Annotated in this window: 14 protein-coding genes and 1 pseudogene; 6 read left to right on the top strand and 9 right to left on the bottom strand. The window is 41.1% G+C overall.

Going from position 1 to position 15,291, the window contains the following annotated elements:
* Window positions 1–5: 5 nt before the first annotated feature.
* On the top strand, window positions 6–707 hold the full coding sequence (locus tag DBX24_RS03565; RefSeq protein ID WP_160224005.1) for a C40 family peptidase: 702 nt from the start codon (window positions 6–8) through the stop codon (window positions 705–707).
* A 99-nt stretch (window positions 708–806) separates the two neighbouring features.
* On the opposite strand, the gene DBX24_RS03560 is transcribed toward DBX24_RS03565, so the two are convergent.
* On the bottom strand, window positions 807–2,312 hold the full coding sequence (locus DBX24_RS03560; protein ID WP_160224004.1) for a TlpA family protein disulfide reductase: 1,506 nt from the start codon (window positions 2,310–2,312) through the stop codon (window positions 807–809).
* An 83-nt stretch (window positions 2,313–2,395) separates the two neighbouring features.
* On the opposite strand from DBX24_RS03560, the gene DBX24_RS03555 reads away from it, so the two are divergent.
* Entirely contained in the window at window positions 2,396–3,412 is a 1,017-nt protein-coding gene (locus tag DBX24_RS03555; RefSeq protein WP_160224003.1) for a quinone-dependent dihydroorotate dehydrogenase, read from the top strand.
* Between the two features lie 386 nt (window positions 3,413–3,798).
* Here the strand turns inward: DBX24_RS03555 and topA are convergent, their stop codons facing one another.
* Window positions 3,799–6,315 carry a type I DNA topoisomerase gene (gene topA / locus DBX24_RS03550; RefSeq protein WP_160224002.1) on the bottom strand — a complete coding sequence of 839 codons (2,517 nt, stop codon included), beginning with the start codon at window positions 6,313–6,315 and terminating at the stop codon, window positions 3,799–3,801.
* A gap of 77 nt (window positions 6,316–6,392) precedes the next feature.
* On the opposite strand from topA, the gene DBX24_RS03545 reads away from it, so the two are divergent.
* On the top strand, window positions 6,393–7,367 hold the full coding sequence (locus DBX24_RS03545; RefSeq protein WP_160224001.1) for an aminodeoxychorismate synthase component I: 975 nt from the start codon (window positions 6,393–6,395) through the stop codon (window positions 7,365–7,367).
* Entirely contained in the window at window positions 7,351–7,959 is a 609-nt protein-coding gene (locus DBX24_RS03540) for an aminotransferase class IV (protein WP_160224000.1), read from the top strand. The genes DBX24_RS03545 and DBX24_RS03540 overlap by 17 nt, the downstream gene beginning before the upstream one ends.
* Before the next feature lie 58 nt (window positions 7,960–8,017).
* On the opposite strand, the gene DBX24_RS03535 is transcribed toward DBX24_RS03540, so the two are convergent.
* Window positions 8,018–8,629 carry a DUF6048 family protein gene (locus DBX24_RS03535; protein ID WP_120488349.1) on the bottom strand — a complete coding sequence of 204 codons (612 nt, stop codon included), beginning with the start codon at window positions 8,627–8,629 and terminating at the stop codon, window positions 8,018–8,020.
* Window positions 8,622–9,101 (bottom strand): DUF6452 family protein, encoded by a 480-nt coding sequence (locus tag DBX24_RS03530; protein WP_120488350.1) that lies wholly within the window; start codon window positions 9,099–9,101, stop codon window positions 8,622–8,624. The genes DBX24_RS03535 and DBX24_RS03530 overlap by 8 nt, the downstream gene beginning before the upstream one ends.
* A gap of 114 nt (window positions 9,102–9,215) precedes the next feature.
* Between DBX24_RS03530 and DBX24_RS03525 the strand changes: the two are divergent.
* A pseudogene (locus DBX24_RS03525) lies at window positions 9,216–11,102 on the top strand (zinc-dependent metalloprotease); the annotation flags it as partial.
* Window positions 11,098–11,562, top strand: coding sequence for a RagB/SusD family nutrient uptake outer membrane protein (locus tag DBX24_RS03520; protein WP_120488352.1), 465 nt, complete (start codon window positions 11,098–11,100; stop codon window positions 11,560–11,562). The pseudogene DBX24_RS03525 and the gene DBX24_RS03520, both read left to right, overlap by 5 nt.
* A gap of 127 nt (window positions 11,563–11,689) precedes the next feature.
* Here DBX24_RS03520 and DBX24_RS03515 read toward each other — a convergent pair whose 3' ends face one another.
* The 5 genes from DBX24_RS03515 to rplK form a co-directional block, all read right to left on the bottom strand.
* A complete protein-coding gene (locus tag DBX24_RS03515) occupies window positions 11,690–12,919 on the bottom strand; it encodes an aspartate aminotransferase family protein (protein ID WP_160223998.1) in 1,230 nt (409 codons plus the stop codon).
* Between the two features lie 87 nt (window positions 12,920–13,006).
* Entirely contained in the window at window positions 13,007–13,378 is a 372-nt protein-coding gene (gene rplL / locus DBX24_RS03510) for a 50S ribosomal protein L7/L12 (protein ID WP_120488354.1), read from the bottom strand.
* A gap of 51 nt (window positions 13,379–13,429) precedes the next feature.
* Window positions 13,430–13,999, bottom strand: coding sequence for a 50S ribosomal protein L10 (gene rplJ, locus DBX24_RS03505; protein WP_120488355.1), 570 nt, complete (start codon window positions 13,997–13,999; stop codon window positions 13,430–13,432).
* A 13-nt stretch (window positions 14,000–14,012) separates the two neighbouring features.
* The gene (rplA, locus tag DBX24_RS03500; protein WP_120488356.1) at window positions 14,013–14,705 is read right to left on the bottom strand and encodes a 50S ribosomal protein L1; all 693 of its coding nucleotides are present in this window, start codon (window positions 14,703–14,705) and stop codon (window positions 14,013–14,015) included.
* 13 nt (window positions 14,706–14,718) lie between these two features.
* Entirely contained in the window at window positions 14,719–15,165 is a 447-nt protein-coding gene (rplK, locus tag DBX24_RS03495; protein ID WP_120488357.1) for a 50S ribosomal protein L11, read from the bottom strand.
* Window positions 15,166–15,291 lie beyond the last annotated feature (126 nt).

Below are 15,291 nucleotides of genomic sequence, written 5' to 3'. Positions count from 1 at the left end.
CATTTATGGAAAAAACAAGTTGCAAACTTCCCCTAATCTGCATTCGTAGGCATCCTAATGAAACATCTGAGCTTATTTCGCAGATGCTCTATGGAGAAAGCTGTACGGTTTTAGAAACAGAGAAAGATTATTCTAAAATCTCAATGGATTTTGATGCTACAGAAGGCTGGGTAGTTTCTTCCTCACTTAAAAAGGAGGGAAATAGCGTTCGTAGTGTTATACAAACTCCCTTTTCTTTTGTGCAGACGAAGGAGGGGCGGTATCTGCTCTCGATGGGTGCAGAAATTGGTGCGGGAAGTCCTGTGCCGCCTCTGCCAGCCACACCAGAAAGCGTAGTAGAGACAGCGCAGAGCTTCCTTAATGCTCCTTACCTCTATGGTGGGAGGAGTTTTTTTGGGCTTGATGCCCCTGCGCTCGTTCAATTGGTATATAAAATACACGGAATTGCCCTTCCGAGGTTTGCAGAGGGGCAGTCGGAGTGTGGAGAGGCTCTCAATTTCCTTGAAGAATGTGTTGGCGGCGAAGTAGCCTTCTTTGAAAACGAGAATGGCGATATTATCCACGCGGGAATAATGCTTGGAGGGCAGAAAATCATTCATTCTTTTGGGAAAGTTCGGATTGATGATATTGATACGATAGGTATTTTTAATGGCGAGCTGAATAAACACACGCACAGGCTTAGATTTATCAAATCAATTCTATTGTAGAGGAGCTTTGGGGGTGAGATGGGAGGTGATTTGGGACAAAAAAACCTGCTTTAGGGATTTCTAAGGCAGGTTTTTTCAATATTTAAAATAACTGTAAGTCTATTTTGCTTGCTCGGGCTGTTGCGAAGGGGCTTTTTCGGTTGGGAGAGGGGAGATTTCAGCTGGCGGAGCTTGTGAAGGGGCTTTTATGCCAGTGAGTTTCTCTAATTGGTTAGTGAAATTCTCATCTATGCCGAAGTAAGGCCTTCCTGAGAGCTTACCATCTTTATCTATCAGGATAATGCTCGGTATTTTGAAGGCGTAGAGACCGAATTTTTTAGCTTCGGGGGAGTTTATGCCGTCTTTAATGTAGAAATGTGCGCCTGAGAGCCCTTTCAGGAGGGAGGAGCTGGTCTTTTTGAACTGGTCTTGGGTATCATCGAGGTTGATGTAGGCGAAATTGAGCTTGGATTTGTAGGTATCGTCGAGCTCTTTGAGCTGCGGAACGAGGGTGAAGGCTATATTTGGGTTGTAGGAGGCATAAAATACGACGAGGGTAGGCTTTCCTTTGAGGTCTTTGAGGTTTGTATTGCTACCGTCTTCGTTTTGAAGGGCGAGGTCTGGCGCTGTGCCTTCTTTGAAGCCCATCAGTACCTTTTGGAGCTCTTTCAGATTGTCTTTTATGGTATTATCTTTTATGTTTTCGTCTATCAGCTTGGTGATTTTGTCGTATTTTTTGATGTTTTCGTAGTTAATATCATTGGCGATGATGAACGCAAAGAGGTAATCTTTGGTTGTTTGGGAGAAATCCTTTTTCTGTTTCATAAAATCGGTGAAAAGCTCGGAGGTGAGGGGTGTTTGTTGGCTGCTGAGCATTTTCGGTTGGGCGAATTTTTGGAAATCATTATTGAGGGTGCCGAGCAGGAACTGGCGATAGGCAGGAATTTCTTTGACCATCTTTTCCTCATCGTTTATGAGGGATTTTTTTAGCTCGGTGAACTTCGCCGCAGGCTTGTAGCTTTTGTTTTTTGTGGTGAGGGCGTGAGATTTTTCGTATAAATCCATCAGCCCGATGAGTTTGGCGTTGGTATCCATCTTTTTGTAGGTGATAACCTCGCTGTCGGCCTTGTATTTTGCGCCGAAATCATCGATTTGCTTGGTGAGATCGGTTAGAATTTTATTGAAATCCTTGATAAATTTGGGTTCATCGGTTTCTATGAGCTTTTGGACATCGATTTTATTGGCGTAGCTGAGGAAACTTTCGTCGGCTTTCTTAAGAAAATCGTTGTTGGCCTTTGTTTCGCCCTTGATTTGGTTTGTTTCTGGGAAGGAAGAGGCGTCTCCAGAGAGCTCGAGGCTTTGTCCTTTCTTCAGATAGAGCATTGTGGCTTTACCGGCGTATGCAAAGAGGTACATTCCGTTCTTCGGGGCGTCAAAAGAGGCGTTGAAGTGTCCCTTTTCATCTACGGGGATGTTGATGAGGGGTAAAGTGGCTACGCCAGAGGCTTCGATGACCTCAATTCTGTCTAATGGGTTAGCATTCTTTATATTTCCTTTTACTTCTATTTTTTTATTGCAAGAAATGAGTAGGAAAAAGGCTACAATTAATGATAAATAGGATTTCATTGTATGTATATAAATTTAGATTTTTTGGTTTAATGAGGGCAAAAATAAGTAATTTTTGTACTTTTGGGAAACATTTTTTTGATATGTATAAGCGTTTTATAAGACCTTTTCTCTTTAAATTAGACCCAGAGAGGGCTCACAATCTCACATTTTCATTACTTAAAGTTTTTGGCAAGTGCCCGTTTATGTTTAGGGCATTTCTTCGTCCGATTTTTGATAAAAAACTTGAGCGCGAGGTATTCGGGCTGAAGTTTAGGAACCCTATTGGTCTTGCAGCCGGTCTTGATAAGGATGCGAAGCTGTATAAAGAGCTGTGGGCGCTTGGTTTTGGCTTTATCGAGATAGGAACAGTAACGCCAAAGGCACAACCAGGGAATGAGAAGAAGCGTTTGTTTAGGTTGATTGAGGATTCTGGGATTGTAAACCGTATGGGATTTAATAATGAGGGGGTTCGGGCGACTGTAAAGCGGCTAAAAAAGAACACAAATGTGCTGATTGGCGGGAATATCGGGAAGAATAAACTGACACTGAATGAAAATGCTGTGGATGATTATAAAATTTGTTTTGAAGCGCTGTTTCCGTATGTGGATTACTTTGTTGTAAATGTGAGCTCACCCAACACGCCGAATCTGAGGGCTCTCCAAGACAAGGAACCGCTGAAATACTTACTGACGACGCTACAAAAAATGAATGAATCGATGCCTAAATCTAAGCCAATCCTCCTAAAAATAGCTCCAGACCTGAGCGATGAGCAACTTTTGGATATTATTGAAATTGTGAAGGATACTCAAATAGCGGGGGTGATTGCTACGAATACGACGCTGTCTCGCGAAGGGCTACAATCGCCCAACCGAGTGGAGGCAGGAGGCTTATCTGGCAAGCCATTGGCTGCCAGATCAACGGAAGTGATTCGTTTTCTGCATCAGAGGAGTGGCGGAGCGTTTCCGATTATCGGTGTAGGAGGGATACATTCTGCTCAAGATGCGATAGAGAAGTTTGAGGCAGGGGCATCGCTTATCCAACTTTATACGGGGTTTATTTATGAAGGCGCAGGGCTTATAAAGGAGATTAACAAGGCGCTTTTAAGAGAGCAGGTGTAATTATTAAGAAAACAAGGGTATTATTAATCCGAACCGATGATGTATTGGTTTGGATTTTTTTTGTTTATGGATGGCAAGTGGGTGTTGGAATGGCGCAAGTGGGTGTCGGGATTGTGCGGATGTTTGTCGGAATGATACAGACGCTATTCCTTTTAATGCGATTGTATGTTTTTTGATTGCAATAAGGTGTAAATAGAATGCTTATTGTTGTTTTACTAATGAAATGGTATTTTGTTTATGATTTATTGATTTTTTTACTCAATCAAACTTTAACATTTGGAAGGGGTAGTTTGGTTTTTGGTATGAAGGGGATTGAATTGTATTTGCAGGAAAGAAAAACCCTCCTGAAATAAGGAGGGCAAGAAGATTAAATGTATGCTAAAAAATTAATCTTTCTTTTTTGTGGCTTTCTTTGCAGTTTTTTTGGTTTCCTTAAAGGCGGTTTTGTCCTCCGCTTGTATCCATTTTTTCACCTCATCAAAGGAAATGGTGGAAAGTTCTTCCGCAGTGTATTTCTCGCCATTGGATTTTTTAGGAATCTTGATGTTTGCCTTTTTGTATCTGATGAAAGCACCCCAGCGACCGTTTTCTATGGAGACCTTTTCGCTTTCCCATTGCTGAATGTATCGGTTGGCTTCTTTCTCGAGTTTGGCTTCTATCAGCTCATTGATGTCGGAAGGAGAAAGGTTGTCGAAATCGTACTTCTTAGGGACATTGATGAAGAGCGACTGGTACTTGATAAACGGCCCGAACCTGCCCACATCCTTAGTAACGGGTTCGCCTTTATACAGGGCGATGGGAGCATCAGCCTTTTGTTTTTCGCGGATGATTTCTTCGGCTCTTTCTTGATCCACAGAGAAAGGATCTTCGCCCTTTGGAAGGGATATGAATGAGTCGCCAAACTTTACATAAGGACCAAAGCGCCCTACGCCTACCGAGACGGATTTACCTTCATAATCTTGAAGGTTAAACGGTATCTTGAAGAGCTCGAGCGCCTCCTCTAAGCTGATAGTAGCGATATTTTGGGTTTGTAGAAGCGACGCATAGGCAGGTTTCTCTGTATCACTGCTCTCGCCGATTTGAATCATTGCTCCAAAGCGACCGATTCGGGCATAAACATTCTTACCCGTCTTGGGATCTTTACCCAGAAGGCGCTCGCCATTGGCACGGTCGGCATTTTCTTCTACATCTTCTATCTTTGGATGAAACTGGGTGTAGAAATGGGTCATCATTTCTTTCCATTCTTCATTTCCTTCGGCAATTTTGTCGAAATCGGCTTCAACTTTTGCGGTAAAGCCATAGTCTAAAATCTCCCCAAAGTTGTTGATAAGAAACTCATTGACCACTTCGCCAATATCTGTTGGTACGAATTTGTTTTTATCTCCTCCGAATTTTTCAGTGAGGATTTCTTTTTTAACAGAGGTTTTTCCCAGCGTCATTTTCAGGATTTCCCTTTCTTGCGGGAGGATTTCTCTTTTATCTACATAGTCTCTGTTTTGGATGGTCTGTATCGTAGGCGCGTAGGTGGATGGGCGACCGATGCCGAGCTCTTCGAGTTTTCTTACAAGGGCAGCTTCGGTATAGCGAGGCGCAGGTTTTGTGAATCTTTCTACGGCTATTATTTTTTTATATGAGAGTTTTTCGCCGATCTCTACTTTTGGCAGGCTACGCTCATTGTTTTCATCGTCTTCATTTCTGGTTGTTTCATATACCTTTAAGAAACCATCAAAGATGATGACCTCTCCTTGTGCTTCAAAGTGGGTCGGGAGGTTAGAATTACCGATTTCAATAATGGTTTTTTCGATTTTGGCATTTGCCATCTGGGAAGCAAGCGTTCTCTTATAAATTAGCTGATATAATTTATTGAGCTGAGCATCTCCAATGGTTTTTACTGAGAAATCGGTTGGGCGAATTGCCTCGTGCGCCTCCTGTGCGGAAGAGGATTTTGTGGTATAATTCCTCGGTTTGGAATATTCCTCTCCGAACTCGTGTATGATGTGGCTTTTCGCTGAATTAATCGCCTCTTGAGAGAGGTTTACAGAGTCGGTTCTCATATAAGTGATGAAACCTTCTTCGTATAGCCTTTGAGCAACTCTCATTGTGGTGGTTACACCATAGCCCAGCTTATTTGATGCCTCCTGCTGAAGCGTAGAAGTGGTAAATGGTGCAGATGCAGAGCGAGTACCAGGTTTTACTTCTACATTTAAAACGCTGAAGTCTGTATTTTTTGCTTGTTCTAAGAATTTCTCGGCTTCGGCTTCTTCGGTGAAATCTCTTTTCAGCTTGGTAGGAATCTCCTGCTGAGCAGAATTTTGGAACACACCCTCTATCTTATAGCTGGAGGTAGGTTTGAAATCTCGGATTTCTTGTTCTCTTTCTACGATAAGCCTTACTGCTACCGACTGTACCCTGCCTGCGGAGAGCCCCGTCTTTACTTTTTTCCACAGGATAGGAGACATCTCAAAGCCCACGATTCTGTCTAAAACTCTCCTTGCCTGCTGTGCATTTACCAGGTTTTTGTCTATCTTCCTCGGGTTTTCTACCGCTTTTAGTATGGCGTTTTTTGTAATCTCGTGGAAAACGATTCGTTTTGTATTCTCGTCTTTAAGGTTTAGTTCCTGAGCGAGGTGCCAAGCGATAGCCTCCCCTTCGCGGTCTTCATCGGAAGCCAGCCATACAGTGTCGGCTTTTTTCACGGCTTCTTTTAGCTCGCTTACAAGTTTCTTTTTATCGGAGGAAACTTGGTAGTCAGGTGTAAAAGTCTGCAAATCTATCCCCATTCCCTTTTTGGGTAAATCGCGTATATGCCCGAAACTGGATTTTACCTCGAAATCTTTTCCCAAATACTTCTGAATGGTTTTAGCCTTTGCTGGAGACTCTACAATAACTAAGTTTTTAGACATTGAATTCAATTTTGTGCAAAAGTATAATTATTTCTAATATAAGAAAGACTAATGCCACAATATCTTATTTTTGTAAAATGATATTGAGCATTCAGCAGAAGTTTGAGCGGATGGACAGCTTCTCCACTCGAGGAGAGCCGTTCTTTTTTATGGTAGATTTCCTTCTGGAGAATTTGGAAATCTATACTGTGGAAGAATTACAGAAGTCTGATATTCTCATAGAATTTCAGGGATTTAAAAACTTTAAACCAAAGGAATTTCAAGCCAATATAGAATGGAAAACCTTTCCAGAAGTAAAAGAAATCTATAAAAAGGGATTTGATATTGTTAAGAAAAACCTAAGGCTTGGAAATTCATATCTTATCAACTATACACAGCGGAGTCTTGTGGAAACCAATAGGAGTTTGGAGGAGATTTTCTACCTCTCCAAGGCACAGTATAAGGTTTGTGTCCCTAGTCGCTTTGTATTCTTCTCGCCTGAAACTTTTATTAAAATTACAGATGGAAAAATCTCTACTTATCCGATGAAAGGGACGATTGATGCTTCAATCCCTGAGGCAGAGGAACAACTTAGAAATGATGAAAAGGAAAAAGCAGAGCACTATACCGTAGTAGATTTGCTTAGAAATGACCTTAGTATGGTTGCTGATCATGTGAGAGTGGAAGATTTTCAGCGTATAGATTTCATCAGGACAAGACAGAAAAATCTCTTTGCAATGAGCTCTGAAATCTCGGGAGAGCTAAAACCTCGCTTTCAAAATAAAGTGGGAAGTATTATTAATACGCTATTGCCTGCGGGCTCTATCTTAGGTGCTCCTAAACCTAAAACCCTTGAAGTTACTTTACAGGCAGAAAAGAACCCTCGAGGTTGGTATACGGGGGTCTGTGGCTGGTTTGATGGTAAAAACCTCGACAGCTGTGTGATGATACGAATGATACAGAAAGAAGGAGATAAGCTCTACTTCCATAGTGGTGGAGGCATTACCCATAAAAGTCGTTTGGATGATGAATATGAGGAAATGAAAAATAAAATCTATGTACCTATTTATTGAGAGTATTAAGATAGAGCACTTCCGCCCTTGTCTTTTGGATTACCATCAAAAGAGGGTAAATGAAACTTTTCATCATTGGAAAGGCAAGGGGAGGATTCCCAATTTAATGGAGATTGCTTCTTCAATAAAAATTCCCAGCAGGGAGGTATATAAGCTCCGAATCCTATATAATTTAGATGGAAATTTCAAAACAGAAATTATTAAGTATTCTTACCCTGAAATTAAAACTTTTGAGCTTGTGGAGGCACCTGAGCTGGATTATCGTTTTAAATATGCCGATAGAGTAGCTATTACCCAACTGAAAAAGGAATCCTCTGCCGATGAAATTATCATTACCCAAAACGGTAAGATTACAGATACTTCATTCTCCAATCTTGTATTTTTTGATTCTGATAAAGGTTGGGCTACCCCTAAGACCTATCTTCTCAATGGAGTACAGAGGCGGTTTCTCCTGCAGCAAAAACTCATCTATGAAGCTGATATTACCGTAGAGAATCTTAAAGATTACTCTGCTTTTAAACTTATTAATGCCTTTCTACCCATCAGTATGAAAGAAACTTACAGTATGAGCACAGTAGGCTTTAGGCAGTAAGCCTCAGATGATGTACGATTGGATTAAGGTTATAGCTAACCACTCCCCGCTCTGTGGCTTAGAATTGGTAGGCGATACTCCAAGAGAAGCCCATATTGAAGTTGGAGGAGGCTCTTCCGAAGCCTGAGATTATCATTGGCTTTATGCCTTCCTGTTTTGTAGAGTAAAGGAGGTATCGAGGTTGTACTTGTACATCTATCAGAAATCTGGAATTGAAAAGCTGTACTCTGCCTCCTGCCACAGCTTCCAGCCAGTAGGAAGACTGACTACTTTGTGGGTAGGTGACGAAGGAATCACCACTGTTTAGCCCTTGTATAGGGATTTTTCTGTATTCCTGTTGGTAGAATGATGCAGAGGCTTTTCCACCGATATAGAAGCCATTGAATGGATTTTCGTAATCTTTAATCAGCATATACTGGGCACCTGCTTTTATGAAAAAACCGTTGGTAGAGGCATCATAGCCATTCTTTTCGTAGGTATTTTGAGCATATCCGAGGTCAGCAACTATATCGGTATGTTTTTTTAGCTGGGTAGAGATATAACCTTGGTATAATTTATTATCTGAGAAAACAGATATGCTGGCATTCATCACATCAAAGCCGAGGATAAAAGCTCTTTTACTGGCTGATGAATCGGGCTTGATACTCTGCGCAAGGAGGCAGTTAGTCATTAGCATCAAAAATAAAGTGATAATGGGTAAGGTTCTCATCGTTGATTTCTGTTTGCTGATTTTGTATTGATTTTATAAGGTTTCCGCTCTCTATTTTACCGCTGAGGTTATTATAGAGGAGTTTCATGCCACAGGCTGGTGATACATATTGGGTACTTGTGCCATAATAAAATTGGAGTACGCTCCCTATGGTATCCTTATCTGTACGAACCCTTATTAGGGTGCTCTCACTTCTGTCTACACGGAGGGGGATGAGGACAGAATCTACATTACTCGTATTGATAACATTTTTGAGCCCGTTTCCATAATCTACATCTACGAAGATTTTAGGGATTTTATAGGCGTTATTCTCTGTGTTGAGGAATTTTATTTTCATTCTGGGGGTGCCTTCTCCACTGAGGCAGATATCATCGTCGCTTCCGCAGGAAGCGAGAATCAACCCGAAGATTATACCGAATACATACTTTTTCATAGGACAAAAATACACATTAGTGTGGATTAAAATAATTGCTTGCCATACTATGGCTGAGGCATTTATTTTTTTGCAGAAGATTACTTACTTTTGCACTCCTTAAATTAAAAGATAATGAAAAAACTTGCCTTTATACTATTAGCTCTTCAATGGGGTATCGGTTTTTCGCAAGCAAAGAAAACAAAAAAGGTAGAAATACTAAAAATTACTAAAAAAGATAGCATTGATAAAAAAGATGCACTATCTACTTATTCCGACCTGCTGAAAGGGGCTCAAACTAAGAAAGGGCTCTTCACCATTCATAAGGTAAAGGAGAAAATCTATTTTGAAATTCCTAATGAAGTTTTGAGTAAGGACTTGCTCCTTGTGAATAAAATCTCGTCTGTACCTGCACAAATTAATAATGCAGGAGTAAATAAGGGAATTAATTATGAAAATAAGCTCATTAGGCTTTATAAAGACACTAAGAATAAAAAGATTTGGGCAAAGACTTTTGACCCAGAAATCAGCGTAAATGAAAAGGATAATATTGCTAAATCTGTAAGAGATAATTATAGTGAATCTATTATAGAAGGCTTTGAGATAAAGGCTTTTGGGAAAGATTCTACAGCAGTGATTCAGGTGAATGATGTCTTTAATGGCACTTCCAAAAGTTTTAATAACCTTTTTGATAATATAGGAATGGGGGGCTCTGTGCGCACCAAAGATTCTTTTATCAGTGAGGTGAAGAGCTTTCCACAGAATATTATTATTAAAGCCAACCTTACTACTCAGGTAAGTGAGGGAAAGACTACCGCTGAGAAGGCAGACCTCACTGTGGGGACTACTACAAATATTGTCTTACTTCCAGAGCCTATGGTTGCCCGCTTTTCAGATGACCGAATTGGGTATTTTACTACACCTAAAACTTATTTCTCAGACAAGCAGCAAAAGGTAGAGAAGAAAGAGCTCATTACCCGATGGCGTCTTGAACCGAAAGATGAAGATATTAATAAATATCTCGCAGGTGAGCTCGTAGAGCCTAAGAAGCCTATTTTATACTATATAGACCCTGCTACTCCTAAGCAGTGGCAGCAGGCGATTATAGACGGAGTTTCGGATTGGAATGAGGCCTTTAAAGAAGCCGGGTTTAAAAATGTAATCTCTGCAAAGCTCCCAGACCCAGATGATAAAGACTTTGATGTAGATGATGTACGCTATTCCGTAATTACTTATGCCGCTTCTTCTATGGCAAATGCCCTTGGACCTTCTGTGGTAGACCCTCGTACAGGTGAAATACTGGAAGCTGATATTATCTGGTGGCACAATGTAATGACTCTACTCCAATCTTGGATGAGGGTTCAGACGGGTATTATCGATCCTCAGGTTAGGAATAACACTTTTCCAGATGCTAAAATGGCAAATGCTATTCGCTTTGTTTCCTCTCACGAGGTAGGGCATACTTTCGGCTTGAAGCACAATATGGGTGCTTCCTTTGCCTATTCCGTGGAGGCTCTTCGTTCACCTGGGTTTACAGAGAGAATGGGAGGTACTGCACCCTCTATTATGGATTATGCACGGTTTAATTATGTAGCTCAGGAGGGAGATGGTGTAAAGCAAATCACCCCTAAAATCGGTGCGTATGATAAATTTGCTATCGGCTGGGGGTATAGATGGACGGGGAAGGCCTCTCCACAAGAGGAGCTCACCATTACCCGCTCTTGGTTAGATGCACATCAGGGAGACCCTCTCTATTTCTACGGCGAGCAGCAGTCCGAAACTATAGACCCTCGCTCCCAAGCCGAAGATTTAGGAGACAATGCAATGAAAGCAGGGGCATATGGCATTATCAACCTTAAAAAGACCATCCCTCACATCATAGAATGGAGCACCAAAAAAGGCGAAGATTATGAGCAAGCAAAGGCTTTTTATAATCAAGTAATCAACCAATGGTATGTTTATAACAATCATACCCTTGCCAATATTGGGGGCATTTATCTCACTCCAAGCGTAAAGGGTGATATTTGACCAAGTAAATGACCTCCGTTTTGCTAAATATTTTGTGAAAAATGGGGCAAACTGGCAAACGACCAAGTATAATAGCAACAACAGCTTGAAATGCTCTTTCCGAGTAGGGGAAATCGTATTAATAAAAGCAGAAGCACAAGCGAAATTAGGAGATGAAGCAGCTTCAAAAGCTACACTTTTAGATTTGGCAACGAAGCGATATAATAGTACTGGGCTTTCCAACTTTACCGCAAGGATAAATGCCCTCTCGGGAGCAAATTATTATACCGAACTCCTCAATGAAAGAGCAAGAGAAACCTCTTTTGAGGGGCTTAGGTGGTTTGATTTAAGGCGTACTACCCAACCTGAGATTATCCATACATTTGATGGTAAAGAGTATAAGCTCAATTCAAAAGACCCTCGCTATACCCTGCCTTTCCCACAGGATGCGAGACTAAAAAATCCAGCGCTTTAAGTATACCAATTGCTTTGTTAGAAAACCAAAATCAGGAGTTTATACTCCTGATTTTGGTTTTCTATTTCACAATAGCTGACAGCTTCTGGCTTTTAGCTTTAGGCAGTAGGCAGTAAGCAGTGCGTGGTTAGCTTGTCCTATGTGCTCCCCACGCAGTGGGTGCCTGCCGTGCTACGGCTGCCTCATCGGTTATGGTGTTGAGGATGATTTCACAGCCGTGTTTTATTTCATCATCGGTGATGTTGAGTGGTGGGGAGATTCTGAGGAATTCGTTTCGGTAGAGCTGCCAGAAGACGATAAGCCCTTGCTCCATACAGCGTTTGGCTACGGAGAGGGTATATTCTGGGCTACCGAGATTTACAGCGAGCATTAGTCCTTTTCCATTTATGGACTTTATTTTAGGGTGTACGAGGAGCTCGCGGAAGAGCTTTTCTTTTCTGTCGATTTCGCTCATTAGGTTGCTTTCTAAGAGCTCTTTAAGTGTGGCGTAGCAAGCTGCAGCGATAAGCGGATTACCTCCAAAAGTGGTGATATGCCCCAGCTTTGGAGAGTGGGAGAGGCTCTGCATTATCTCCCGAGAAGCCATAAAAGCCCCTACGGGTACGCCTCCGCCCATACCTTTGCCTATCACAAGGATATCGGGCACGATGCCATAATGCTCGAAGGCGAAGAGCTTGCCTGTACGCCCGAAGCCAGGCTGTATTTCGTCTAAGATGAGGAGTGCGCCTACCTCTTCGCATCTTTGTTTTAGCTTTTTGAAATAATCGGGGTCGGGTACCAGGAAACCTGCGGCTCCCTGTATGGTTTCAGCAATAACGCAGGCGATTTTTTCAGTGATTTTATCAAAGTCTTCAGGATTATTAAATTCAATGAAATTAATCATAGGAAGGAGAGGTCTGAACTCGCGCTTATGCACTTCATTGCCCGCTACGGAGAGGGCACCGTGAGTATTTCCGTGGTAGGCATTCTTCATCGAGATAATCTCCTCTCTGCCTGTGTATCTCTTAGCGAGTTTTAGGGCACCGTCTATACCCTCTGCACCAGAATTAACGAGGTAGGTTACTTCCAGAGGCTCTGGTGTAGCTTCTGCCAGTAGCTTGCAGAGTGCTACGGGTTTCTCTTGGGCATATTCGCCATAGACCATTGTGTGTAGGTATTTATCTGCCTGCTCCTTTATGGCATTGATGATTTTCGGGTGAGAATGCCCGAGTGTATTGGCAGAAACCCCCGCCACGAAGTCTAAATATTTCCGTCCATCTTTACCGTAGATATAGCTGCCCTCTGCTCGTTCTACTTCAAAGCCCGAAGCGAAAGGAGTAGTCTGTGCCTGGTAGGTGAAAAAATCTTTGCTAAGCATTGTTCATAAATTTTAGGGGTCAAATTTCAGAAAATATAAATAAAAAAACCGCTCTTGCGAACGGTTTTTTGTTATGATGAATGAGAATTATTTTAATTCTACTTCAGCACCAGCTTCTTCAAGTTGTTTTTTAAGAGCTTCTGCTTCATCTTTTGGAACTCCTTGCTTGATTGGAGCAGGAGCGCCATCTACGATGTCTTTAGCTTCTTTAAGACCAGCACCTGTTAAATCTTTAACTAATTTAACGATAGCTAATTTAGAAGCACCTGCTGATTTAAGGATTACATCGAATTCTGATTTTTCTTCAGCAGCGTCTCCACCTGCTGCACCACCTGCAACTACAACAGCAGCAGCAGCTGGTTCGATTCCGTACTCATCCTTAAGGATAGCAGCTAATTCATTTACTTCTTTTACTGATAGGTTTACAAGCGTTTCCGCTAAATTTTTTAAATCTGACATTTTTGTAATGTTTTTTGTTGTTGAACGATTATATTATTTTTTGAGTATCTATTATTCTGCATCGGTTGCAGGAGTTTCTTCTGCTGGAGCACTTTCTTCTGTTGGGGCAGCTTCTTCAGCTTTAGCTTCTGGAGCGGCAGCATCGGCTTTATTTTCCAAAGCGGAAAGTAATCTCTTGATAGGAGATTGAAGTAATCCGATGATTTCTCCAAGCATTTCTTCTTTAGATTTAATGTTGGATAGAGCGTCGAGGTTTTCATCTCCAATGTAGAATGTCTCTTGCAAGTATGCGGATTTCAAAGCCGGTCTCTCAGCAGCTTTTCTGAATCCTTTGATGAGCTTTGCTGGCGCATTAGCTGTTTCAGAAATCATTAAAGCGGAGTTTCCTTTGAAAGTAGGGAACATTTCGGAGTAGTCTACTCCTTCGATTTGCTCCATTGCTTTTTGAAGGAGCGTGTTTTTAACTACTTTTACTTTGATGTTGTTTTTGAAAGCCTGTCTTCTAAAGTCTGAAGTCTGAGAAGCGTTCAATCCTTCAAGGTCTGCTACATATACTACTTTAGCATCTTGTAACAAATCTTTTATTTCCTGTATTACTACTACTTTTTCTTCTTTTGTCATTGTCTTTCAGATTTTAGTTTACAGATTTAGTATCAATTGCAATACCTGGACTCATAGTAGAAGATAGGTAGATGCTTTTTACATAAGTTCCTTTTGCAGCAGTTGGTTTCAACTTGATAAGCGTTTGGATAAGCTCCTGAGCATTTTCTTTAAGTTTGTCTGCCTCAAAAGATACTTTACCGATAGCAGCGTGTACGATACCGTATTTATCAACTTTGAAGTCAATTTTACCAGATTTTACTTCTGCTACGGCTTTACCAACTTCCATAGTTACAGTACCTGATTTAGGGTTTGGCATTAAGCCTCTTGGTCCGAGTACTCTACCGAGTGGCCCAAGTTTACCCATTACTGCTGGCATAGTAACGATAACATCTACATCTGTCCAGCCGTTTTTAATTTTATCAAGGTATTCATCAAGACCTACATAATCAGCACCTGCTTCTTTTGCTTCTGCTTCTTTATCAGGAGTTACAAGAGCGAGTACTTTTACATCTTTACCGGTACCGTGAGGTAGAGATACTACACCTCTCACCATTTGGTTGGCTTTTCTTGGGTCTACCCCTAATCTTACAGCGATATCTACAGAAGCGTCGAATTTTGCGATATTAACTTCTTTTACAAGAGCAGAACCTTCTTGAAGATTGTATAATCTTCCTTTTTCTACTTTGCTTAAAGCTTCTTTTTGTTTCTTAGTCAATTTTGCCATTTCTCAATAAGTTTTAAGCGTTAGTTTCTGGTTTAGTTCCTGTTACTTTTAATCCCATAGAACGAGCTGTTCCTGCTACCATAGACAAAGCAGAATCGAGGGTAAAGCAGTTAAGGTCTGACATTTTATCCTCAGCGATTTTTTGTACTTGTTCCCAAGTTACAGAACCTACTTTGTTTCTGTTTGGTTCACCAGATCCACTCTTGACTTTAGCCGCTTCCATAAGCTGAATAGCTGCAGGGGGAGTTTTGATAACAAATTCAAAAGATTTGTCTTCATACACAGTAATTACTACTGGTAGTACTTGTCCCGGCTTATCTTGAGTTCTTCCGTTAAATTGCTTACAAAACTCCATAATGTTCACACCCGCAGAACCCAAAGCTGGACCTACTGGTGGGGAAGGGTTAGCAGCACCTCCTTTCACCTGAAGTTTTACCATTTTAAAGACTTTCTTAGCCATTTCTTTTGTTTAAAAATTAATTAAATAATGAATGTGGAAGCATTTATTATTCAAATAATTATACTCTACTCACAAATCGTATAATTACTTTTCGGTCTGCAAAAGTATAAATTATTTTTGAATACA

This window comes from Bergeyella cardium, assembly GCF_009914665.1.
GTDB classification, from domain to species: Bacteria; Bacteroidota; Bacteroidia; order Flavobacteriales; family Weeksellaceae; genus Bergeyella_A; species Bergeyella_A cardium.
Note: the sequence above shows the minus strand (reverse complement) of the source record. Positions and strands in the feature narration are given on the sequence as shown.